Source organism: Glutamicibacter protophormiae (assembly GCF_016894325.1).
GTDB classification, from domain to species: domain Bacteria; phylum Actinomycetota; class Actinomycetes; order Actinomycetales; family Micrococcaceae; genus Glutamicibacter; species Glutamicibacter protophormiae.
On the sequence record NZ_CP069806.1, the window covers coordinates 3,619,272 to 3,640,612 of the forward strand.

Genomic DNA, 21,341 nt, shown 5'->3' on the forward strand with positions numbered 1-21,341 from the left:
GGGTCGCCGGCACCACACCAACGAAAAGGAGAAGCCATGTCCATTGACATGACCGAAATCACCGATTCCGAGCAGTTCGACGAAGTCCGCCTCATCGATGCGGGCAGCAACCCGACCCGCTTCGCCCGCGGCTGGCACTGCCTGGGCCGCTCCAAGGACTTCCGCGACGGCAAGCCGCACACCATCAAGGTCTTCGGCACCAAGGTCGTCATCTGGGCCGACACCAAGGGCAAGCTCAACGTGCTGGACGCCTACTGCCGCCACATGGGTGGCGACCTGTCCAAGGGCGAAATCAAGGGCGACGAGATCTCCTGCCCGTTCCACGACTGGCGCTGGGGCGGCGACGGCAAGTGCAAGGACGTGCCGTACGCACAGCGCGTGCCGCTGCGCGCCCGCACCGCCGCCTGGGAAACCATGGAGGTCAACGGCCTGCTGTTCGTCTGGAACGACCCGCAGGGCAACCCTCCCCCGGCTGACGTGACCATCCCGGAGATTCCGGGCTTCGGCACCGACGAGTGGAGCGACTGGTCCTGGAACACCTTCCTGGTCGAGGGCTCGAACTGCCGCGAGATCGTGGACAACGTGGTGGACATGGCGCACTTCTTCTACGTGCACTACCAGATGCCGCAGTACTTCAAGAACATCTTCGAGGGCCACGTCGCCGCGCAGCACATGCGTTCGACCGGCCGCGACGACATCCACACCGGCGTGCAGCTGGACATGCCGGATTCGGAGACCATCTCCGACGCCGCCTACTACGGCCCGTCGTTCATGCTGGACACCGTGTACACCGTTGCCGGCGACACCACCGTGGAAACCAAGCTGGTCAACTGCCACTACCCGATCTCGCAGGACTCGTTCGTGCTGATGTTCGGCACCTCGGTGCACACCATCGACGGCGTCACCCAGGAGCAGGCCGACGCCATGGCCGACATGTTCACCGAAGGCGTGGAGACCCAGTTCAAGCAGGACGTGGAGATCTGGAAGCATAAGACCCGCATCGAGAACCCGCTGCTGACCGCAGAAGACGGCCCGGTCTACCAGCTGCGCCGCTGGTACGAGCAGTTCTTCGTTGACGTCGAGGACATCACCGAGGACATGGTCGCCCGCTTCGAGTTCGAGGTGGACACCACCAAGGCACTGGAAACCTGGAAGGTCGAGGTCGCGGAGAACGTGGCCAAGGGCGTCGTTCCGGAACAGGATCCAACCAAGGCCAAGGCCAAGGCCTAGCCTCTACCGAAATTCACGCACCCGGCGCATCGTTGCGGGGAAAGTACTATCGGCCCGGACACGGGCCAGCGAGGAGCACCTCATGAAACAGATCGATTGCCAGCAGTGCGGGACCGCCGTCCTGGTGGAGAAATACAGCATCCCGCACACCAGTGTGCAGTGGGTCAGTTATGCGGCGACCTCGTGCCCCCGCTTCGCCGAAGCCACGGCCGATGCCCGGGACAGCGTGTGCGGCACTACCGCGCTGAGCTGCTCGTCATTGAGCCAGAGCATCGACGACGCGGTGCGCGACGGAAGGCTGGAAATCAAGTCCCGCGTTGAGCCGGTCATCGGCGACGCGCTCGTCGAGGACGCCTTCTAGGAAGACTCGGCGCACCCGGCAAGGGGCTCCCACCACGGTCCACACCATGGTGGGGGCCCCTTGCCCTGTTTGTTATTCCCTATCCCATTGCCCGGCCTCGCGCCGTGGAAAGGAAGAGCATGACCACCACCATTCCCGATCCGTTCGCCCCGACCACCCTGGGCCCGGTGACGCTGCGCAACCGCATCATCAAGGCCGCCACTTCCGAGGGCCGCTCCCCCAAGGGCCTGGTCACCGACGACCTGATAGATTTCCACCTTGGCTTCATCCGCGGCGGCGCGGGGATGACCACCGTGGCCTACTGCTGCGTCTCCCCGGAAGGCGCTTCCGCGCCGGGCCAGATCCTGATGAGCGAGCAGGCGCTGCCCGGCCTGCGGCGGCTGACCGACGCGATCCACGCCGAGGGCGGGGCGATCAGCGCGCAGTTGGGCCACGCGGGCATGGTCGCCTCCAAGAAGATCACCGGCGTGACCTCGATGGGGCCGAGCAAGTTCGTGAACCCCTCCTCCATGGAGTACTGCCGCGCCATCCGGCGCGAGGAAATCACCATGGTCATCGAGCAGTTCGGGGCGGCGGCCCGGATCGCGGTGCAGGCCGGCTTCGACGCCGTGGAGCTGCACTTCGGGCACAACTACCTGCCCAGCTCCTTCCTCTCCCCGCTGCTGAACCGCCGCAAGGACGACTACGGCGGCAGCATCGAGAACCGTTCGCGCTTCGTGCGCGAGATCGCGCAGCGCGTGCGCGAGGAAGTCGGGGACAAGATCGCGGTCATCGCGAAGATCAGCATGGACGACGGGCTGCCCGGCAGCATCTGGCTCAATGATTCGATCCGCACCGCGCAGCTGCTGGACGAGGACCGGAACCTGGATGCCATCGAGCTGACCCAGGGGTCCTCGATCATCCGCCAGATGTACCTGTTCCGCGGCGATGTTCCGGTGTCCGACTTCGCCGCCGTGGTGAAGGAGCCGATGAAGACCGGCGTGCGGTTGTTCGGCAAGCTCGCCCTGGGCAGCTTCCCGTACAAGGACCTGTACATGCTTGACGCGGCCCGGCAGTTCGTTCCGGTCATGAAGCACACCAAGCTGATCCTGCTCGGTGGCATCACCAACCGCGGGCACATCGACACCGGCATGCGCGAGGGCTTCGACTTCGTGGCCATGGGCCGCGGGCTGCTGCGCGAGCCGGACCTGGCCAACCGCATCCGCGAGGATTCCACGGTGACCAGCCGCTGCATCCACTGCAACAAGTGCATGTACACCGTCTACGGGCGCACCCACTGCGTGATGGAGCCCAATGACCACCATGGCGGAGCGCCGGCTCACGACTCCCCGTACGCGGTGGACCGCGCGCGGCTGCTGCCGTTGAGCAGCGTCGGGTAGCCGTCCGCTCCACAAGCACCGTGCAGCCGCCGCGGCATGGCTACCGCGGCAGCTGCACGAAGCCCTTCATCAAGATCCTTGCGGTGCGCAGCAGCGAGGTGTGCACCAGCGCGTCGGCGGCGTCGAAGTGGGCGGCGGCGGACACCGCGCCCGAGGGGGTGCCCAGCCTGATCACGTCGCTGTTCCTCCGCCCGGCCAGCGTCGCGGCGATGCTTCCGGGAATCTGCGCGGCGGCCGCCAGGCACATGGCCCCGGTGCCCGGAACCGCCTTGTGTGTCTGCCCCATGGAGATCACCCGGACCAGCAGGTCGCAGTCCCCGGCCGGGCTCAGCGAGCCGTCCAGCAGCGTCGCGGGAGCCGGCGCCGCGGCGAGCACGATCTTGGGCATGACCTGCGCCGCGTCCTCGGGAGCCGTGCACAGCCCCATGGCCACCGCCCCGGCCCGGCGGATCTTTTCCAGCAGCGCCATCACCGGCCTGTTCGCATCGATCTGCTCCGGGCTTTCGGTGCCTTCCAGACCCAGCCGCGCGGCCTCGATGACCACCGTCGGCAGCGCGGCGTCCACCAGGCTCACCGGATACTCCTGCCCATCGACCGGCAGCACGTCCACCGGGTTGCCGGTGGGCAGCAGGCCGGCGCTGCGGCTTCCGGCCGGGTCGGGGTAGCTCAGTTCAATGGGTGCGGCGGCGCCGTGTACCCCGGGCAGCGACAGGTCGCCCTCCACGGCGGCGCGCCCTTGAACTACCTGCAGGCTCACCTGAACGATTTTCGAGGTATTCGTGTTGAACAGCGTGAAGGCCTGCCGCCCATCCGGGACCCGGAGCAGCCCGGCTTCCAGGGCGAAGGGCACCACCCCGGAGGACAGGTTGCCGCAGTTCCCGGCGTAGTCGGTCACCCCGGTATCCACCGCGACCTGGCCGAAGGTGTAGTCCAGGTCCACGCCTTCGCGCTGCGAGCGGGAGACCACCATGACCTTGGACAGCGAAGAGCTGCCGCCTCCCATCCCATCCAGCTGGCGCCCAAAGCGGTCCGGTGAGCCCAGTGCTTCGGCGAAAACCCGATCCCGGGCCGCGCGACCTTCGGGAAGCCAGTCCTGGGCGAAAAACAGGCCCTTGCTCGTTCCGCCGCGGACGAATGCGGCCTCGATCCACTGCACACGAACTCCATCTTTGCCGTCTTCGCGGGCCGCGTCGCGGTCCCTGCCCTGCGGCAATTCTAGGTGCGGCGCAGCGTTAGACGCTCACGCGGTCCATATCGTGGAGGAATGCAAGGAAGTTCTCGGTGACCTCCGCAGCGCGCTCCATGGCGATCAGGTAGCCGCCGCCGGGCACGGTGGCCACCGAGCGCACGTCCCCGTGCTGCGCGTCGAGCTGCGCCTGGATGCCCTCGCCGTACTGTTCGGCCAGCTGCAGGTCGGTTTCCGAGCCCAGGAAGTAGTACGGAACCGTGCTCTTCCCGGCGGCGCGGTCGTTGCGGTACTCCCAGTTCAAATCCGCCACCCGGTACCAGTTGATGCCGCCGCCGAAACCGCTGCGGGCGAAGTCGCTGACATAGGCTTCCAGCTCCCATTCGCCCAGCCAGGACCAGGGCAGGGCCGGCGGCTGCGGCAGCGCCTGGCGGTAGGGTGTGCCCGCAGGGTTGGCGTACACCGCGGCGAAGTCTCCGTCGGTGGACAGCACGTGGAAAATCTTGGCGATGATCTCGCGGGGGTGCGCGTCGTAGTCCGCCCGGGCGCCCTGGGGATCCACATGGTAATAGGCCATGTGGTTGAATGCTTCCTTGCCGCGCTCGATCTCGGTCTGCGATGGCAGCGCGTCGTAGTGCGGCAGGCCGGCGTATTGCAGGCCGATCAGCGCGCGCACCCGTTCGGGGTGTTCGGCGGCCAGGTCGTAGGCGGCGAACATGCCGTAGTCGATGCCGGAGACCACCGCCTGCTCCTCGCCCAGGTGGTCCAGCAGGCCCACCAGGTCCGCGGTGATGACATCGGCCCGGTAGGCCGCAAGCTCCTCGGGCGCTTCGGTCTGCCCCATGCCGCGCAGGTCCGGTGCCACCACGCGGTAGCCGGCCTCGGCGAGCGCGGTGATCTGGTGGCGCCAGCTGAACCAGGTGTGCGGGAAACCGTGCAGCAGCAGCACCAGCGGGCCCTGGCCTTCTTCCACGTAGTGCATCTGGATGCCGTTGATCCGGGCGTAGTGGTGGGTCCAGTTCCTCATGGGCTGCTCCTTCGGGGAAAGAAATCGACGGCGGTTACTTCGCGCCGCCCACCATTACATCCCGGCGCCATGGCGGGCCGAGCGGTGCATCCCGATGGCCGGGACGCGCCCCGCGCCAATAACGAGCGCTTGGTTAGTTGTTAGGATGGAATTCGACTCCGCAGCGCCCGGCGCGCGGTGAATACCCGGAACCTCCTGCACCTGCACCTTCTGCGAAAGAGCGACATATGGCTGAAAAGACCGCCCCGGCCCGACGGACTGTCATCCTCGACAACGCTGCCCGGCTCTTCGCCGAGCAGGGCATCGGCGGCACCTCGGTGCGCGAAATCTCCGCCTCGGTGGGCATGCTTTCGGGCAGCCTCTACCACCACTTCGCTTCCAAGGACGAAATGGTCGAGGAGATCCTGACCGAGTTCCTCGAGGAGCTGCAGGGCCGCTACCGCAGCGTCACCGATTCGGGCACCGAACCGCGTGAGGCGCTGAACCAGCTGATCCGCATCACCCTGGAAATTATCCGCGACTTCCCGTACGCCACGCAGATCTACCAGAACGAGGTCGCGTACATCCAGAAGCTGCCCAAGTCCACCGGTGCGCGCGCCATCAGCAGCGACATCGCCAAGCTCTGGGTGGAAGTCATCGAGCAGGGCATCGCCTCCGGCGTGTTCAAGAAGGACCTGGATGCCCACGTGGTGCACCGCCTGATCCGCGACGCCCTGTGGCTGACCGCCCGCTGGTTCTCACCGTCCAAGAAGTACACGCTGGACCAGCTGACCAAGGACTGCAGCGCGCTGTTCCTCGACGGAATCGTGGCCTAGGTTTCCGCTGCTGCGCCCGGCTCCATGCGCAGCTCGTACAGGACCGTGTCGATCCACTGGCCCGCCAGGGGGCCTGCCGGCGCTTGGGCAATGCGCTCCCGGTAGCCCACTTCGCGGAATCCCGCCTTGCGGTGCAGCGCCCTGCTCGCGTGGTTCTCCGCGAAGATGGCGCACTGGATCGTCCAATAACCCCGCGCCCGGGCCCGGGCGCCCAGCGCTCCGAGCAGGGCGGTGCCCACGCCCCGGCCCGCCTGCGCGGCGTCGACGTATACCGAATGCTCGATCACGCCGCGATAGGCCCAGCGTGCGGACACCGGCGACGCGGCAATCCACCCGATCACGGCGCTGTCCCGGTCGACCGCGACCAAGCCCAGCTGTGCAATTTTTCGCGCCGAGAAGTCCTCCCAGGAAGGGACGGTGCTCTCGAAGGTGGCCAGCCCGCCGGCGACGCCCTGGCGGTAGATGCGTTCCACCTCCGGCCACTGCCCAGCGGCCATCGGGCGCAGCTGAACACCGGCGGGCGGCTTCACGCTCAAAGCTCCGAGATCAGCGCGGCGGCCTTGTCCAGCGACCCCGGAACCAGGGTGTAATAGGCCCAGGTCCCGCGCTTCTCGCGGGCGAGCAGCCCGGAATCCACCAGGATCTTCAGGTGGTGCGAGACCGTGGGCTGGCCCAGCTGCAGCGGTTCGGTCAGATCGCACACGCAGGTGCCGTCCGCGGGCCCGTGCTTGACGATGGACAGCAGCCGCAGTCGGTTCGGGTCGGCAATTGCCTTCAGCAGCCGCGCGGCCTCGCGTGCCCCGGCTTCGGCCAGCGCCGGCGCGGCACAGGCGGAACAGCAGGCCGCGCTCGCGGCGTCGTCCGCCACCGGGGTTGCCGTCATTTGGAGCACCTACCTAAATTGACATTCTTCGATATAAGTCATCATACTCGAACCGGAAACCTATATCGATGAACATCAATATTACCTAAGGATGCTTCGTGCCACCAACGACAACTCCCGCTGCGCGCCGGGCTCCGGGGAAGCTCTCCACCCTGGACCGCTACCTGGCGGTCTGGATCCTGCTGGCCATGGCCCTGGGCCTCGGCCTGGGCCGGCTGGTCCCGCAGCTCGGCCAGATCGTGGATTCCGTCCAGGTCGCCGGCGTCTCGCTGCCCATCGCGCTGGGACTGCTGGTCATGATGTACCCGGTCCTCGCCAAGGTCCGCTACAACGAAACCGGGCGCGTGCTGGCCGACAAGAAGCTGATGATCACCTCGCTGGTGCTCAACTGGCTGCTGGCCCCGGCCTTCATGTTCCTGCTGGCCTGGCTGTTCCTCCCCGACCTGCCCGAATACCGCACGGGACTGATCATCGTGGGGCTGGCCCGCTGCATCGCCATGGTGATGATCTGGAATGACCTGGCCTGCGGCGACCGCGAGGCCGCCGCCGTGCTCGTTGCGGTCAACGCGATCTTCCAGGTGGTGGCCTTCGGCGTCCTGGGCTGGTTCTACCTGCAGGTCCTCCCCGCCTGGCTGGGCCTGCCGACCACCAGCGCGGAGTTCTCCGTCGGGGCGATCACTCTCTCGGTCCTGGTGTTCCTGGGCATCCCGCTGCTGGCCGGATTCCTCACCCGCACCGTGGGCGAAAGGGCCAAGGGCCGCGACTGGTACGAGGGCGTCTTCCTTCCCAAGATCGGCCCGTGGGCGCTGTACGGGCTGCTGTTCACCATCGTGCTGCTCTTCGCCCTGCAGGGGGATGCGATCATCAGCAACCCCTGGGACGTGGCCCGCATGGCCCTGCCGCTGCTGATCTACTTCGTTGTGGTGTTCGGCGCCGGGATGCTGATCGGGCGCGCCCTGAAGCTGGGCTACGAGCGCACCACCACCCTGGCCTTCACCGCCGCCGGCAACAACTTCGAGCTGGCCATTGCGGTCGCCATCGCCACCTTCGGCGCCACCAGCGGCCAGGCCCTGGCCGGGGTGGTCGGCCCGCTGATCGAGGTGCCGATCCTCGTGGCGCTGGTCTACGTGGCGCTCTTCTCGCGCAAGTACTTCCCCGCACCGGCACAAGAGCTGAAAGGCTGACCCATGAATACCAAGCCCTCGGTGCTGTTCGTCTGCGTCCACAACGCGGGACGCTCCCAAATGGCCGCCGCCTACCTGCAGCACCTGGCCGAAGGCCGGATCGAAGTCCGCTCGGCAGGTTCGGCCCCGGCCGACCAGGTGAACCCGGCCGCCGTCCAGGCCATGCAGGAAGAGGGCATCGACCTTTCCTCCCAAACTCCGAAGATCCTCACCACGGCGGCCGTGCAGGCCTCCGACGTCGTCATCACCATGGGCTGCGGGGACACCTGCCCCATCTTCCCCGGCAAACGCTACGAGGACTGGACGCTGGATGATCCAGCAGGCCAGGGCATCGAGCCGGTGCGCAAGATCCGCGACGAGATCCGCACCCGCATCGAACATCTCATCAGCGAACTTCTCCCACAGCGTTAGGAACCCCCGTGAACAACAGCCATCCCATCGTGATCATTGGCGCAGGTCCCATCGGACTGGCCGCCGCCGCACACCTCAGCGAGCGCGGAGAGCAGTTCCTGGTCCTCGAAGCAGGCGAAGCTGCCGGGGCGTCCATGCATGAATGGGCGCACATCAAGCTGTTCTCCCCGTGGAAATTCAATGTCGACGCGGCCGCCCGGCGGCTGCTGGAAACACCGGCGGGACGCTGCCTGGGCGACTGGGACATGCCGCGGGAAACCTCCCTGCCCACCGGCGGCGAACTGGTGGAGCACTATCTGTTGCCGCTGGCCGCGCACCCCGCCCTGGCACCCTCGATCCGCTACCTGCACCGCGTCATCGGCGTTTCGCGCGTCTTAGACGACGGGATCGGCCTGGACAAGACCCGCACGGCAGGTCGCGACCAGGCGCTGTTCCTTGTCCGCACCCAGTCCCCCGAAGGCATCCGTGACGTCACCGCCCGTGCGGTGATCGACACCTCCGGCACCTGGAATACCCCCAATCCCGTCGGACGCGCGGGGCTCGAAGCCCCGGGCGAGGCAGAAGCCCGCGCCCGCGGCGCCATCACCTCGCCGCTGCCCGATCCGCTGGGCGCGGACCGGGACGCCTTCGCAGGCAAAACGCTGCTGGTGCTCGGCGCCGGGCATTCGGCGGCGAACACCCTGATTTCCTTGGGCCGGCTGAAGAGCGCCCAGGCGGACACGAAGATCCTGTGGGGACTGCGCGGAACCGCCAACCCGGTCAAGCTCTACGGCGGAGGCGCGGCGGACCAGCTCCCGGCCCGCGGGCAGCTGGGCACCAGCCTGCGCCGCCTGGTCGATACCGGGCAGGTCGACCTCATTGAAAACCTCTCCATCGTGCGCCTGGAAAACGGCGAGCGCACCCTGGTCGTAGGGGCCGACGGGCGGGAACTGCACGTGGACTACATCGTTCCGGCCACCGGCTTCCGCCCGGATCTGTCGATCCTCTCCGAGCTGCGCCTGGAGATGGACCCCGCGGTGGAAGCCCCGCGCGAACTCGGGCCGCTGATCGATCCGGAGTTCCACAGCTGCGGCACCGTCAGCGCGCACGGGGAGCGCGTGCTGTCCCACCCGGAGCCGAACTTCTACATTGCCGGAATGAAGAGCTACGGCCGCGCCCCGACCTTCCTGATGGCCACCGGCTACGAACAAATCCGGTCCATCGCCGCCCATCTGGCCGGCGACCTGCAGGCCGCCGCGAGCGTCCAGCTCTCCTTGCCGGAGACCGGGGTCTGCTCCACGGATCTCGGCGGATCCTGCGATGCCCCGGCCCAGGACGCCTCGGGCTGTGAAACTGGCCAGCCGGAGCCCGAATCCTGCTGCGCGACGCCGCAACCGGTCACCTTGGGTTTCCCGACCGGCACCCTCCATGGAAACAAGGGCCTGGTGAAATAGGTCCGCTCTCCGAAGCTCCGCTGGATGAACCATCGGCCGGCATTGCTTGCACAGCCGGACCGCGGCTTGCCCGACTCCCGCCCACCGGGACAGCTCCCGCGTTGCATTCCCAACCTCAGTAGCCTCAAACTATTTCCCCCGCGCACGCCCCGACAGGCTTGCCCGGGGTGAAGTTCCAGCTGGATTACGCCAATACAGAGCGTCCCAACAGTTGAGGACGGTGCTGCGAAAAGACAAGGGAGCCACGTGCATGCAGAGCCATGAGCAACCGCAAACCATCCCCGCCCTGGTGGCCTACGCCGCCGAGCATTTCACCGACCGGGAAGCACTGGTCGACGGGCCGGTGCGCCTGAGCTTCGCCGAGCTGGCCGAGCAGGTCCGCCGGACCTCCGCGGCGCTGATCGCCAGCGGCGTGAAGCACGGGGACAAGGTCGCCATCTGGGCGCCGAACACCGCACGCTGGGTGATCGCCGCGCTCGCGGCCACCAGCGTCGGTGCCGCCATGGTTCCGCTGAACTCGCGCTACCGCGGCATCGAGGCGCACCAGATCCTCTCCCGGGCCGAGGCCCGGGTCCTGTTCGTGGCCGAAGGCTTCCTGGACACCTCCTACACCCGGCTGCTCGTCGAGGGCGCCGCAGAGCTCGGCTACACCGACGAGGCCCACGTGGTCCCGGGCCTGCCGAAGCTGAAAACCCTTGTCAGCCTGCCAGCTGGGGAGTCCGGTGCCCCGGTGGACACCGCGGTGCTCCCGCTGTCCGGCTGGGACGACTTCCTGGCGGCCGGCCTCGGCGCGGATCCGGCCCTGGTGGCCGAACGCGCCGCGCAGGTTACCGCGCAGGACATCGCGGATGTCATCTTCACCTCCGGCACCACCGGGCGCAGCAAGGGCGTCATTTCCGCGCACCGCCAGTCCCTGGGCGTCAGCTACGCCTGGGCCGACCACGCGCAGATCACCGAAGAGGACCGCTACCTGGTGGTCAGCCCGTTCTCCCACACCTTCGGCTACAAGGTCGGCATCCTGGTCTGCCTGGCCACCGGCGCGGCCATCTACCCCATGGCGACCTTCGACCTGGATGCAACGGTCCGGCTGCTGCGCGAGGAGAAGATCAGCGTGATCCCCGGCGCCCCGACCATCCACCAGTCGATCCTCGACCACCCGAACTTCCCTGCCGCCGAGGAAACCAACTGGCGCCTGGCCGTGCTCGGCTCCGCCATGGTCCCGGACCGGCTGCTTGAGCGCCTGCGCACCGAGGCCAGGGTCCAGCAGCTGACCACCGCCTACGGGCTGAGCGAGGCCGTGGTGGTCACCATGTGCCGTCCGGGCGACAGCGCGCACACCGTCACCAGCACCGCAGGCCGGCCCACCGCCGGCTTCGAGGTGCGTGTCGTGGACACCGCCGGACGCAACGTCCCGGCGGGCACCGCCGGCGAAGTCCTGGTCCGCGGCGAGAACGTCATGCTCGGCTACCTGGACGACCCGGAAGCCACCGCCAAGGCCATCGACGCCGATGGCTGGCTGCACACCGGGGACATGGGCAAGCTCAACGAGGACGGCTACCTGAGCATCGTGGACCGCATCAAGGACATGTTCACCGTAGGCGGGTTCAACGTCTACCCGGCCGAGGTGGAGAACACCATCGGATCGCTGGACGGGGTCTCCGCCTGCGCAGTGCTCCCCCAGCCCGACGACCGCATGGGCGAGGTCGCGCACGCGGTGGTCGAGGTGCTGCCGGGCTCGCAGCTCACCGAGCAGGACGTGATCACCCACTGCCGCAAATGGCTGGCCAACTACAAGGTGCCGCGCAGCGTGGAAATCACCGCCCAGCTGCCGCGCAACGCGGCCGGCAAGATCCTCAAGCGCAGCATCCGCCCGCTCGCACCGGCCTCGGCAGGTGCCCGTGCCTAGCTTGCGACTCATTGGCACCACCGCCGTGCTGGATCTGGGTGCGGATCAGAACCGCCAGGGCGTCATCTGGCTGCAGGAAGTCAACGACCTGCTCGATGAGGTCCTCGCCTCACCGGCCACCTCACTGGTGACCACCGGCACGGGAAAGTTCTATTCCAACGGCCTGGACGTGGCCGAGGCCGAGGGCCCGGTGGAACTCGACCCGGACTACGTCCGCCAGCTGCAGGCGGTGTACCGGCGCGTGCTGACGCTGCCCATGCCCACCGCGGCGGCCGTCAACGGCCACGCCTTCGGCGGCGGGGCGCTGCTGGCCATGGCCCACGACTACCGGGTGATGCGCACCGAGCGCGGCTTCTTCTGCTTCCCCGAAGTGAACATCGGCATCGCCTTCACCGAAGGCATGGCCGCTCTGGTGCAGTCCAAGCTCAGCGCGGCGCAGGCGCGCGACGCCATGCTGACCGGGCGCCGCTTCGACGGCGGCCAGGCCGCGGCCGCCGGACTGGTGGACGAGGCAGTACCGGTGGATCAGCTTGTCGAACGAGCTGTCCAGCTGGCCTCCGCCCACGTACCGGCCCACCCCCAGACGCTGGGCGCCGTCAAGGAAATCATGTACGCCGACGCGGCGTCCGCGCTGGAACGTGGGCACCGCCCCGCCGGAGCGCTGGCGGGCTAACGCAGCCAGCCGCCTGAACGGGCGCGAGGAGGGCCGGAATCCACAGGGATTCCGGCCCTCTTCGTTGGTGCGCCCGCCGCCGTTGCACCGGCCAGGTGGCGCATTCGACAGGCATGCCGAAGGCCGGGGCCGGCGGGAACACCATGCTGTTCCCGCCGGCCCCGGCCCTCATGCTGCACGGTTCCGGAGGCTAGCCGACCTGCGCCTGGACCGGAGCCTTCAGGGTCTGGGCTGCGCGGTAGGCGAAGACCATGCCCGAACCCAGCGGGGTGCCCGGACCCGGGTAGAAGCCGCCGGAGAAGGAAGCGCTGGTATTGCCCACCGCGTACAGGCCCTCGACGGCGGTGCCGTCCTCGCGCAGCACGCGGGCGTCCACGTCGGTGCGCAGGCCGCCCTTGGTGCCCAGATCGCTCAGGACCATGCGGGCCGCGTAGAACGGCGCCTGGTCGACCGGGATCAGGGTCGGGCCCGGGCCGTAGGCCGGGTCGGCGAAGAACTGGTCGTAGGGGTTCTCGCCGCGGTGGAAGTCCTCATCCACGCCGGTGACGGTGAAGCCGTTGAAGCGCTCGATGCTGGCCTGCAGCGCGTCGGCCGGTAGGCCGGTGGCCGCCGCCAGCTCGTCGAGGGTGTCTGCCTTGACCCAGGTGCCGGCGTCCAGGTGCTCCTGCGGGGTGGTGTTGAACGGGCGCATAATGCCCGGCAGTTCGCCGCCGAAGCGCGAGTCGAAGATGAACCAGGACGGGATGCGCTCCGGCGCGGCGGCCAGCACGCGGCCCATCTGGTCGTACGGCAGGCATTCGTTGGCGAAGCGCTGGCCGTTGGCGTCCAGCCACACGCCGCCGCGGAAGCCCAGCGCGAAGGCCGCATTGCCCTTGGGCTGCGCCGCGCCCGGGCACCACCAGGCCTGGTGCAGCTGCTCAACCACGCCGCCGGCCTTCTGGCCGGCGCGGATGGCGGTGCCGGTGTTGGCGCCGGCGGGGGCCATGGTCCAGCCGGAGTTGCCCGGGGTGCCGTTCAACGTGCGCAGGTCCTGATTGGCCTCGAAGCCGCCGGCACCCAGGATGACGCCCTCGGTGGCGCGGATGCGGCGGGTGCCCTCGGCGTTCTTGACGATCGCGCCGGTCACGCGGCCGTCCTCGGAGACCACGTCCACCAGTTCGGTCTCCAGCTGGATGGTGCCGTTGCCGGTGTTGGTCAGCGCCAGCAGCAGGCGGCCGACGAGCGCCTGGCCTGCGGTCAGCGGTCCGTCCGGGTGCGGCTGGTTGTAGCGGTCGTATTCGACCAGCGGACGCACCAGATCGGCGAGCTCGGCGATTTCCTCGCGCGGCAGGTCCACCGGCATCATGGAGCGGCCCAGCGGCTTGCTCTCATGGGCGTTGAAGTAGTCCGGGAATGCGGTCCAGTAGAACTGGATGGCAGGATCCGACTCGAAGAATTCAACCAGTTCCGGGGCGGTGTCCACAAACGCCTCGCGGCGTTCAACCTCGTGGTCACCCATGACGGCCTGCAGGTAGGCCTTGGCGGACTCGCCGGAGTCCTCGACATCCGCGCGCTGCTGCACTTGGGTGCCCGGCAGCCAGCAGGAGGCGCCGGAGTAGGCCGAGGCCCCACCCAGAAGGTTGGTCTTTTCCACGAGCAGGGTCTTCAGGCCGCGCCGTGCCGCCGTGTAGGCGCCGGCCAAGGCCGCAGCGCCGGAGCCGACAACTACGACCTCGTATTCATCGTCCCAAACCTGATTGTTGGACATAGTTTCTCCTTTGTCGTCCACATGGGTGTGAGCGCTACCCAATCAGACCCGGCAGGATGCGCGGATGGCGCATCCCATCCAGTAGGACAATTCGGGACAAACCCAAGCCGGCGGTTTTTGTGACGTCCCGCACACCGGGATTCACCGTTTCCAAAACGGAAATTTATGGCTAGATATAGATTTACGCCTTCTCCGGGACCAGGTCTCCGGAGGAGCGTCTCTAGGTCAGGTGTGACGAAGGAATGGGATGCACATGGTTCGGGTCGATCCGCAGCCGCTTGGCGATCAGCCGCCGAACGCTGTTCCCGCGCGCTACGCGCGAGGCTGGCACTGCCTTGGCCTGTCCCACAGATTCCGCGACGGCGGCGCGCACCGCCTCGCCGCCTTCGGCGCAACCCTGCGGGTGCAGGCCGATGGCCAAGACCAGTTGGCGGCCCGGCTGGAGACCGAACAGTCCCCGCAGGAGCTTTCCTGCCTTGAGCAGGACGGCCTGTTCTACGTGTGGCACGACCCGCAGGGCAATCCGCCGCCGCAGAACCTGGCGATCCCCCGCCTGCGCAGCGGCACTGGCGCGGAGGATGACGAGGACCTTGAATGGTCGGCTTGGGCGTGGAAGGAAACCACCCTGGCCACCAGCACCGGCCAGGTCATGGAGCACGTGGTGCATCTGGCCGATTCGCCCCACGTCACCAAGGGCGAGCAGCTGTACTTCAAGAACGTTTTCGAAGGACAGCTGGCCACCCAGTACTTCGAGGGGCCGCTGCACCACAGCTACCAGCTGAAGGATCCGGCGCCCAACGCCGCGGCGATCCAGCTGGCGGACTCGGTGGCCAGCTACTACGGGCCGGCCGTCATGATTGCGCAGCTGGACTATGTGATGGAAGACCGCAATCTCGATGCCATCGTGCTCACCGCGCACTACCCCATCGATGAACAGCACCTGGTGCTGATGACCGGGGTTATGGTCCGCACCGAGCAGCCTCCGGCCCCTGAATTGAAGACCGCCGCCGCCGGGCACGCCACGCAGATCCTGCGCTCGATCACCGGGGCCGTGCGCGCGCAGCTGGACGACGCAGCCGCAACGGGCTGCCGGGCCGCACGCGGGGCCAGCAGCCCCGTCGCGGCACTGCACCGCTGGTATTCCCAGTTCTTCGTCGACGAGCAGGATGTCTCCCCGCAGATGACCGAGCGCTTCGAATACGAGGTGGACACCACCATGCCGATGGACCTGTGGACCAGGTCCTCGGCCCGCAACCTGATCCTCCGCCGAGTCAACGGAAAGCAGCTGGCGTAATGTCGAACCTCGAGCAAGAAAAAGACGCCGCAGTGCAGCAGGTGCGCTGCATCGAATGCCTGGCCAAGGTGCAGGTGCGCAAGAGCGCGTGGGAGCAGACCAGCGTCCAGTGGAACGACGAGGCGCTGGACCTGTGCCGCGAGCGCCCCGCCCGCTCTACGGGCAACCTGCCGCGTGACCAGTTCGTGGGCTGCGAGACCCTGCGCGCGGCGGTGCGCGATGAGACGGTTCAAGGCAATCTGAAGCTCGCAGATCAGGCCGCTATCTCCTGACCGGGCCCGGCTGCCGCGGTTGCCCGGGGACTACCTCGGCCTGCCGCTGCGGCCTCGCTGTAACCCGAAGTCATATCACCAGTCCCAGCGCCGCCACCTGCCTGGCGACAGGCCACGGATCATTCCCCTCGGCGAGCCACTGCGCCGGAGTGCAGTGCCACCCTCCCGCCACCAGTTCCGTATTTTCCGACGTGAAGAACCCTTCGGCCGCCTGCGGGTGGACTCCCACCGGGAGTTGCGCCAGCACGTGGGAGAGCCCTGGCAGCACTCCTGAACCCGCGAATTGCCAGCGGGGAAACCTCAATCTCCCTTTGTGGACAAACGAACAAAGAGCACCGGCTGCGCTGTAGCGCCCAACCGTGGACTGGCCCAGGCCAAGAAGCTCGGCTGTTTCCCTGGTCGACAGGGTGGAGTGCAAGAATTGGGCGCGAGCGACGACATTCCTTGCAGATGCCTGTGCAACGTCGAGTTTCTTGCCGCAAAGACCCTCGTCCCAAAACTTTCTGCTCCTTAACGCCAAGTCCTGCGGTGTCGACGTGGGCGGCGAATTCGCGCACCGCGTCCACGAGTGCTGCCCCGTCGGAATTGGCGCGAAATGCGGCCATCAGGGCCTCTGCATCATCATGAATTTTCTATTCGACCGCGTACGGCACGTGGGGCATCGAGGTCATTGGAATCCTCCCCTTGCGCACACTGGACAACAGCGGGGAACGCTGCGGGAACCCTGCCCCTCAGGTTTCATGCCAACTGGACCCCGGTAGAAGAATTTCAGCTAAAACAGCAGATGCCCCGCCAATGGCGGGGCATCTGCAGATGGTTCTAGCCCTCGTAGGTGATCTTCACCTTCGGGCTCAGCGCCTTGGCCTGGCAGGCCAAGATCAGGCCTTCTTCCAGGTCCTGCGGTTCGAGCACCTCGTTGCGCTCCATCTCCACTTCGCCTTCCAGCACGATGCAGGTGCAGGCGCTGCAGGCGCCCTCGCGGCAGGAGAACGGCGCGTCGAGCCCGGCGTTGAGCAGGACGTCCAGCAGCTTGTTGCCGGCCGGCCAAGCGACGTTGCTGGTCTTTCCGTCCAGCTCCACCTCGACCTGCGCGGTTTCGCCCTCCGCATCCTGGATCAGCGCCTCGACCGGAGCGAACGGGTCGGCATCCAGCGACACGAAGCGCTCGATGTGCACCCGGCTCTGGTCGGCGCCCAGGTTCTGCAGCACGGTTTCGATGCAGTCCATGAACGGGCCGGGGCCGCAGATGAACGCCTCGCGCTGCGCGTAGGGCTTGGCCAGCGCGGTCATCGATGCGAGGTCCGGAATTCCCTGGACGCTTTCCAGCCAGTGGATCACGGTCAGACGGCCCGGGTAGGCCTTGGTCAGGGCCACCAGCTCGTCCTTGAAGATCACGTTCTGCTCGTCGCGGTTCGCGTAGATCAGGGTGATCGAGCCGGTTCCGGAGATCAGCGCCGACTTCAGGATGGACATCACCGGGGTCACGCCGCTGCCTCCGGCGAACAGCAGGAAGTCGGAGTCCAGGTTGGAGGGCACGAACGTACCGGCGGGCTTGAGCACCTCGATCTCATGTCCGGCTTCCACGTTGTCGCAGATCCAATTGGAGGCGTATCCGTCGCGCGTGCGCTTGATGGTCACCTTGAGCATCTCGTCCTGCTCCGGCGAGCTGCACAGCGAGTAGCAGCGCGCCGCATCGTGGTCGCGGTCGCTGGGGATGCGCAGGGTCAGGAACTGGCCCGGGCGGTAGCGGAAGCTGTCGGCGTGCTCCGCCGGCGGTTGAAGCACCAGGGTGTGCGCGTCGGCGGTTTCCTTGATCACCTCGACGACTCGGGTGCGCAGCGCGGTGATCCGCGGGCTGCTGACCGTGCTGGTCATGACGCGTCCTCCTCACGGTTCAGGAATTCTACGACGACGCTCTCGAAGGCCTGCTTCTGCTCGATCATGGCCCAGTGCCCGCACTTCGGGAACACATGCAGTTCCACGTCCGGGATGGTGCGCATCGGGATCAGCGAGGCGTCCATCGGGGTGACTCGGTCGTCGCGGCCCCACAGGATCAGGGTCTTGGCCTTGACCTTGTGCAGCATCGACCATGCCGGCGGCTGATCGGATTCGGCCTGCGCGGCGATCTGCGCCTTCATGGCCGCGGCGCTGTACATGCGGCGCGCGCTTTCCAGGGTCTTCGGCTCGGTGGCCAGGGCCCAGCGCTTCTCGATCAGTTCCTCGGTGACGGTTTCCTCGTCGAACACCATGGAGCGCAGCCACTGGATGAGCCGTTCGCGGGTCGGATCCTCGGTGAAGGCGATCAGCAGGTTGATGCCCTCGGCGGGGAACGGCGCAAAGGCGTTCAGGCCCAGGCCGCCCACGGTCACCAGGCGGCGCACGCGCTCGGGGTGGCTCATGGAGAACAGGGTGCCGACCATGCCGCCCATGGAGTTGCCGATGATATCGACCTTGTCCAGGCCCAGCCCGTCCAGCAGGTCGATGACCGCCTGGCTGGCGGCCGGCATGGGGTGCTTGTCGGTCGGGTCGCTGACGCCGAAGCCGGGGAATTCAATCACATAGCAATGGAAGTGCTCGGCGAAGGCCGGCAGCACGTCGCCGAAGTTCTGCCATCCGCTGACGCCCGGCCCCGAGCCATGCAGGAACACCAGCGGGCGGCCTTGGCCGGCTTCCCAGTAGCGCAGCGTGCCCTGCTCGGTGGGCAGTTCACGCAGGATTGCGTCGACGCCGGATGCAGGCGATCCGCCCGGCGCATTGCGAAGTTCCGTAGTCATCTGATTGGCTCCTCGATCTGCGGATACAAATTGGTCTTTGGTGAACCTTATTGCGGTGGCGCGGGGCAAAACAGGCCGGATCCCGATGACCGGGATGCCGTATTCCAGCCCGGGAAATCGACGTGAAACCAACAATCCCAATGGCTGAGACATAGGTCACGTTCGATCGATTCTGCGCCTAGATTTTAGCCAGCAGCAAAGTTTTACGAGCTTGATTAGGAAGCGAGAATTCCATGACGATTACCACCGTGAGCGACGTCCTCACCACCCGTGCCGATGAGCTGCGTGCATTGGCCTCCGTCAACGAAGAGCTGGGCAAACTGAGCGATGAGACCGTGCAGATCATGCGCGAGTCCGGCGTCATGAAGCTGCTGGCACCGGTGGAGTACGGGGGAACCCGCGCCCACCCTACTGAATTCGCAGAGACCGTCATGAAGCTCGCCAGCCTGGACGGCTCGGCCGGCTGGGTTGCCGGCGTGGTTGGCGTGCACCCCTGGGAGCTGGAGCTCATGTCTCCGAAGCTGCAGGAAGAAATCTGGGGCGAAAGCAATGAAGTCTGGGTTTCCTCCCCCTACGCACCGATGGGCACCGCGACCCCGGTCGAGGGCGGCTACCGCTTCAGCGGCCACTGGCAGTTCTCCACCGGCACCGACCACTCGGACTGGGTCATCCTGGGCGCCTTCCTGGGCGACTCCGAGGGCAACCCGGTGCAGCCTCCGCAGTTCCTGCACGTGGTGGTTCCGCGCAAGGACTACACCATCGTCGAGGATTCCTGGGATGTCGTGGGCCTGAAGGGCACCGGCAGCAAGGACGTCATCATCGACAACGTCTTTGTCCCGGAGTACCGCGCCATCGACCAGGCCGAGCTGTTCGCCGGCGAGGTGGCCCGCAAGGCCGGCAAGAACGAGCCGATCCACCGCCTGCCGTTCTACAGCATCTTCCCGGTTGGCCTGACCGCCGCCGTCATCGGCATCGCCGAGGGCGCGCTGCAGGCGCACCTCGACTACCAGCGCGAGCGCGTGCAGATCAACGGCTTCAAGTCCGTCGAAGACCCGTACACCATGTACGCGGTCAGCGAGGCCGCCGGCGAGATCAGCGCTTCCCGCGACACCCTGCTGGCCAGCGTCACCCGCCTCTACGACACAGTCGCAGCCGGCGGCGAGATCACCCTGGAGCAGCGCGCCCTGGCCCGCCGCACCCAGATCCAGGCAGCATGGCGCGCCACCAACGCCATCGACATGATCCTGTCCCGCTCGGGCGGCAACGGGCTGCGCATGAACAACCCGGTCCAGCGCTTCTGGCGCGACGCCCACATGGGCCTGGCCCACGCGATCCACGTCCCGGGCCCGAGCTACCACGCCGCCATCATGACCCAGGTCGGCGTCGAACCACCAGCGAATCTCGCAGCCGGCGTCTAGCCGCCCGGCAAGGAACTGAAAGGAAAATCCCATGGCACGTCAAACAGATTGGAAGAAGCTCGCGGGCAAGCGAGTGGAACTGCGCAAGGGCGGACAGGTAGTCCGCACCGGCTTCGTCAAGGATGTCCTTGACTCCGCCGATGTCCTCTGGCTGGAGCCCGAGCGTTTCCGGCAGCGCACGCTGATCGACAAGAGCATGGGATTCACCATTCGGCCGATTGCCGACCCGTCCCTGAACTAGCGGCCCCTGGCCGCCCATCGGGAACCGGCGGGTGCCACTCGCACCGCTCACCAGCACCCGCCGGTTCCTAGGCAACGACATCACCGGGCACCGCCCGGCAACTCACTAGATACGAACAAGGACAGATAATGACTCATATCCGTGGACTTGGATACCTCAAGGTTCAGACCCAGCACATCGCGCGCTGGCGTGAACTGACCGTCGAAGCCCTGGGCTTCGCAGAAACCGTTGGCCCGAACCCTGACGCCCTGTACCTGCGCATGGACGAGCGCGAAGCCCGCCTGATCGTGCTTCCGGGCGACGTCGACCAGGTCGTGGCCGTGGGCTGGGAGGTCCGCGACCAGTTCGCGCTGGCCGCCGTGGCCAAGGACGTGGAGGCCGCAGGCATCCCCGTGACCTGGCTGACCGAGGAGGAGAACGACGAGCGCGGCCTGGAGCAGGTCATTACGTTCACCGATCCAGCCGGCCACCCGGTGGAGATCTTCTTCGGCCCGCGCCTGGACCACACCCCGCTGATCACCGGCTACGCGCAGAAGTTCGTCACCGGTGCGCAGGGCATGGGCCACGTGGTGCTGCCGACCACCCAGATGGAGGAGACCACCTCCTTCTACACCGAGGTGCTCGGCTTCCTGCCGCGCGGCGCCGTCCGCCTGGGCCCGGAGCGCCCGGCCACCCGCTTCCGCTTCTACGGTTGCAACCAGCGCCACCACTCGCTGGCCATGGGCCCGGCACCGCACGGCGAGGCACCGGGCCTGGTGCACCTGATGGTGGAGGTCGAGGACCTGGACACCGTGGGCCGCGCCTACGACAAGGTGCGCCAGATGGACTTCAACATCACCGCATCCCTGGGCCGCCACACCAACGACCACATGGTTTCCTTCTACGTCCGCGCACCGGGCGGCTGGGACATCGAGTACGGCACCGACGGCATGCTCGTCGACGAGTCCTACTACACCGCCGAGGAAATCACCGCTGAGAGCTACTGGGGCCACTCGCACGAAGGCGCCGAACCGCTGGCGGCCTTCATGCCGCCGGCAGCAGTCGCCGCGGCAAACTAGTCGCAGACGCGCATGACGCTCCCCGGTGCCTGGTTGGAAACAGCCAGGC

The 21,341-nt window shown here is 67.1% G+C and carries 21 protein-coding genes; 14 read left to right on the forward strand and 7 right to left on the reverse strand.

Going from position 1 to position 21,341, the window contains the following annotated elements:
- Positions 1–36: 36 nt before the first annotated feature.
- From JQN66_RS16875 to JQN66_RS16885, 3 genes are all read left to right on the forward strand, one after another.
- A complete protein-coding gene (locus JQN66_RS16875) occupies positions 37–1,230 on the forward strand; it encodes a 3-ketosteroid-9-alpha-monooxygenase, oxygenase component (protein ID WP_204676046.1) in 1,194 nt (397 codons plus the stop codon).
- Positions 1,231–1,312: 82 nt separating this feature from the next.
- Entirely contained in the window at positions 1,313–1,591 is a 279-nt protein-coding gene (locus JQN66_RS16880; RefSeq protein ID WP_204676047.1) for a hypothetical protein, read from the forward strand.
- Positions 1,592–1,710: 119 nt separating this feature from the next.
- Positions 1,711–2,970, forward strand: a complete 1,260-nt coding sequence (locus JQN66_RS16885; protein ID WP_204676048.1) for an NADH:flavin oxidoreductase — start codon at positions 1,711–1,713, stop codon at positions 2,968–2,970.
- Between the two features lie 40 nt (positions 2,971–3,010).
- Here the strand turns inward: JQN66_RS16885 and JQN66_RS16890 are convergent, their stop codons facing one another.
- Both JQN66_RS16890 and JQN66_RS16895 read right to left on the reverse strand, forming a co-directional pair.
- Positions 3,011–4,126 carry a PrpF domain-containing protein gene (locus tag JQN66_RS16890; RefSeq protein ID WP_204676049.1) on the reverse strand — a complete coding sequence of 372 codons (1,116 nt, stop codon included), beginning with the start codon at positions 4,124–4,126 and terminating at the stop codon, positions 3,011–3,013.
- Positions 4,127–4,202: 76 nt separating this feature from the next.
- Positions 4,203–5,183, reverse strand: coding sequence for an alpha/beta fold hydrolase (locus JQN66_RS16895; protein WP_204676050.1), 981 nt, complete (start codon positions 5,181–5,183; stop codon positions 4,203–4,205).
- A gap of 227 nt (positions 5,184–5,410) precedes the next feature.
- Between JQN66_RS16895 and JQN66_RS16900 the strand changes: the two genes are divergently transcribed.
- The gene (locus tag JQN66_RS16900; RefSeq protein WP_204676051.1) at positions 5,411–5,998 is read left to right on the forward strand and encodes a TetR/AcrR family transcriptional regulator; all 588 of its coding nucleotides are present in this window, start codon (positions 5,411–5,413) and stop codon (positions 5,996–5,998) included.
- Here JQN66_RS16900 and JQN66_RS16905 read toward each other — a convergent pair.
- Both JQN66_RS16905 and JQN66_RS16910 read right to left on the reverse strand, forming a co-directional pair.
- Positions 5,995–6,528: a GNAT family N-acetyltransferase gene (locus JQN66_RS16905; RefSeq protein ID WP_420870938.1), complete on the reverse strand. Its 534-nt coding sequence runs from the start codon at positions 6,526–6,528 to the stop codon at positions 5,995–5,997. The two genes, JQN66_RS16900 and JQN66_RS16905, sit on opposite strands and share 4 nt — an antisense overlap.
- Before the next feature lie 2 nt (positions 6,529–6,530).
- Entirely contained in the window at positions 6,531–6,881 is a 351-nt protein-coding gene (locus tag JQN66_RS16910; protein WP_204676052.1) for an ArsR/SmtB family transcription factor, read from the reverse strand.
- A gap of 188 nt (positions 6,882–7,069) precedes the next feature.
- Here JQN66_RS16910 and arsB point away from each other — a divergent pair, with 188 nt between their 5' ends.
- The 5 genes from arsB to JQN66_RS16935 all read left to right on the forward strand — a co-directional run bounded on the left by arsB (position 7,070) and on the right by JQN66_RS16935 (position 12,488).
- A complete protein-coding gene (gene arsB, locus JQN66_RS16915; RefSeq protein ID WP_204677677.1) occupies positions 7,070–8,065 on the forward strand; it encodes an ACR3 family arsenite efflux transporter in 996 nt (331 codons plus the stop codon).
- Positions 8,066–8,068: 3 nt separating this feature from the next.
- The gene (locus JQN66_RS16920) at positions 8,069–8,476 is read left to right on the forward strand and encodes an arsenate reductase ArsC (RefSeq protein ID WP_047120465.1); all 408 of its coding nucleotides are present in this window, start codon (positions 8,069–8,071) and stop codon (positions 8,474–8,476) included.
- 8 nt (positions 8,477–8,484) lie between these two features.
- Positions 8,485–9,909, forward strand: coding sequence for an FAD-dependent oxidoreductase (locus JQN66_RS16925; RefSeq protein WP_204676053.1), 1,425 nt, complete (start codon positions 8,485–8,487; stop codon positions 9,907–9,909).
- Between the two features lie 250 nt (positions 9,910–10,159).
- Entirely contained in the window at positions 10,160–11,815 is a 1,656-nt protein-coding gene (locus JQN66_RS16930) for an AMP-binding protein (RefSeq protein ID WP_204676054.1), read from the forward strand.
- Positions 11,808–12,488: an enoyl-CoA hydratase/isomerase family protein gene (locus JQN66_RS16935; protein WP_204676055.1), complete on the forward strand. Its 681-nt coding sequence runs from the start codon at positions 11,808–11,810 to the stop codon at positions 12,486–12,488. The genes JQN66_RS16930 and JQN66_RS16935 overlap by 8 nt, the downstream gene beginning before the upstream one ends.
- A gap of 190 nt (positions 12,489–12,678) precedes the next feature.
- Here JQN66_RS16935 and JQN66_RS16940 read toward each other — a convergent pair whose 3' ends face one another.
- Positions 12,679–14,235, reverse strand: coding sequence for an FAD-dependent oxidoreductase (locus JQN66_RS16940; RefSeq protein WP_204676056.1), 1,557 nt, complete (start codon positions 14,233–14,235; stop codon positions 12,679–12,681).
- A gap of 253 nt (positions 14,236–14,488) precedes the next feature.
- Here JQN66_RS16940 and JQN66_RS16945 point away from each other — a divergent pair, with 253 nt between their 5' ends.
- On the forward strand, positions 14,489–15,529 hold the full coding sequence (locus tag JQN66_RS16945; RefSeq protein WP_204676057.1) for a 3-ketosteroid-9-alpha-monooxygenase, oxygenase component: 1,041 nt from the start codon (positions 14,489–14,491) through the stop codon (positions 15,527–15,529).
- Positions 15,529–15,801: a hypothetical protein gene (locus tag JQN66_RS16950; protein WP_204676058.1), complete on the forward strand. Its 273-nt coding sequence runs from the start codon at positions 15,529–15,531 to the stop codon at positions 15,799–15,801. Before JQN66_RS16945 ends, JQN66_RS16950 begins: the two co-directional genes overlap by 1 nt.
- A gap of 819 nt (positions 15,802–16,620) precedes the next feature.
- Here the strand turns inward: JQN66_RS16950 and JQN66_RS16955 are convergent.
- Together JQN66_RS16955 and JQN66_RS16960 are read right to left on the reverse strand one after the other, a co-directional pair.
- Positions 16,621–17,676, reverse strand: coding sequence for a ferredoxin--NADP reductase (locus tag JQN66_RS16955; RefSeq protein ID WP_204676059.1), 1,056 nt, complete (start codon positions 17,674–17,676; stop codon positions 16,621–16,623).
- Positions 17,673–18,575, reverse strand: coding sequence for an alpha/beta fold hydrolase (locus tag JQN66_RS16960; protein WP_188948010.1), 903 nt, complete (start codon positions 18,573–18,575; stop codon positions 17,673–17,675). The genes JQN66_RS16955 and JQN66_RS16960 overlap by 4 nt, the downstream gene beginning before the upstream one ends.
- Positions 18,576–18,808: 233 nt before the next feature.
- Between JQN66_RS16960 and JQN66_RS16965 the strand changes: the two genes are divergently transcribed.
- The 3 genes from JQN66_RS16965 (at position 18,809) to JQN66_RS16975 (ending at position 21,292) form a co-directional block, all read left to right on the forward strand.
- Positions 18,809–19,993: an acyl-CoA dehydrogenase family protein gene (locus JQN66_RS16965; protein WP_204676060.1), complete on the forward strand. Its 1,185-nt coding sequence runs from the start codon at positions 18,809–18,811 to the stop codon at positions 19,991–19,993.
- 31 nt (positions 19,994–20,024) lie between these two features.
- The gene (locus tag JQN66_RS16970; protein ID WP_188948008.1) at positions 20,025–20,234 is read left to right on the forward strand and encodes a hypothetical protein; all 210 of its coding nucleotides are present in this window, start codon (positions 20,025–20,027) and stop codon (positions 20,232–20,234) included.
- A 128-nt stretch (positions 20,235–20,362) separates the two neighbouring features.
- Entirely contained in the window at positions 20,363–21,292 is a 930-nt protein-coding gene (locus tag JQN66_RS16975; protein WP_188948007.1) for a VOC family protein, read from the forward strand.
- Positions 21,293–21,341 lie beyond the last annotated feature (49 nt).

What these genes read in the sequence shown, in the direction of transcription:
- JQN66_RS16960 (WP_188948010.1), bottom strand. Translation starts at nt 18,575, where the DNA reads ATGACTACGGAACTTCGCAATGCGCCGGGCGGATCGCCTGCATCCGGC.
- JQN66_RS16895 (WP_204676050.1), bottom strand. Translation starts at nt 5,183, where the DNA reads ATGAGGAACTGGACCCACCACTACGCCCGGATCAACGGCATCCAGATG.
- JQN66_RS16910 (WP_204676052.1), bottom strand. Translation starts at nt 6,881, where the DNA reads ATGACGGCAACCCCGGTGGCGGACGACGCCGCGAGCGCGGCCTGCTGT.
- JQN66_RS16875 (WP_204676046.1), top strand. Translation starts at nt 37, where the DNA reads ATGTCCATTGACATGACCGAAATCACCGATTCCGAGCAGTTCGACGAA.
- arsB (WP_204677677.1), top strand. Translation starts at nt 7,070, where the DNA reads ATGGCCCTGGGCCTCGGCCTGGGCCGGCTGGTCCCGCAGCTCGGCCAG.
- JQN66_RS16965 (WP_204676060.1), top strand. Translation starts at nt 18,809, where the DNA reads ATGACGATTACCACCGTGAGCGACGTCCTCACCACCCGTGCCGATGAG.
- JQN66_RS16930 (WP_204676054.1), top strand. Translation starts at nt 10,160, where the DNA reads ATGCAGAGCCATGAGCAACCGCAAACCATCCCCGCCCTGGTGGCCTAC.
- JQN66_RS16885 (WP_204676048.1), top strand. Translation starts at nt 1,711, where the DNA reads ATGACCACCACCATTCCCGATCCGTTCGCCCCGACCACCCTGGGCCCG.
- JQN66_RS16945 (WP_204676057.1), top strand. Translation starts at nt 14,489, where the DNA reads ATGGTTCGGGTCGATCCGCAGCCGCTTGGCGATCAGCCGCCGAACGCT.
- JQN66_RS16940 (WP_204676056.1), bottom strand. Translation starts at nt 14,235, where the DNA reads ATGTCCAACAATCAGGTTTGGGACGATGAATACGAGGTCGTAGTTGTC.
- JQN66_RS16900 (WP_204676051.1), top strand. Translation starts at nt 5,411, where the DNA reads ATGGCTGAAAAGACCGCCCCGGCCCGACGGACTGTCATCCTCGACAAC.
- JQN66_RS16920 (WP_047120465.1), top strand. Translation starts at nt 8,069, where the DNA reads ATGAATACCAAGCCCTCGGTGCTGTTCGTCTGCGTCCACAACGCGGGA.
- JQN66_RS16970 (WP_188948008.1), top strand. Translation starts at nt 20,025, where the DNA reads ATGGCACGTCAAACAGATTGGAAGAAGCTCGCGGGCAAGCGAGTGGAA.
- JQN66_RS16950 (WP_204676058.1), top strand. Translation starts at nt 15,529, where the DNA reads ATGTCGAACCTCGAGCAAGAAAAAGACGCCGCAGTGCAGCAGGTGCGC.
- JQN66_RS16880 (WP_204676047.1), top strand. Translation starts at nt 1,313, where the DNA reads ATGAAACAGATCGATTGCCAGCAGTGCGGGACCGCCGTCCTGGTGGAG.
- JQN66_RS16955 (WP_204676059.1), bottom strand. Translation starts at nt 17,676, where the DNA reads ATGACCAGCACGGTCAGCAGCCCGCGGATCACCGCGCTGCGCACCCGA.
- JQN66_RS16975 (WP_188948007.1), top strand. Translation starts at nt 20,363, where the DNA reads ATGACTCATATCCGTGGACTTGGATACCTCAAGGTTCAGACCCAGCAC.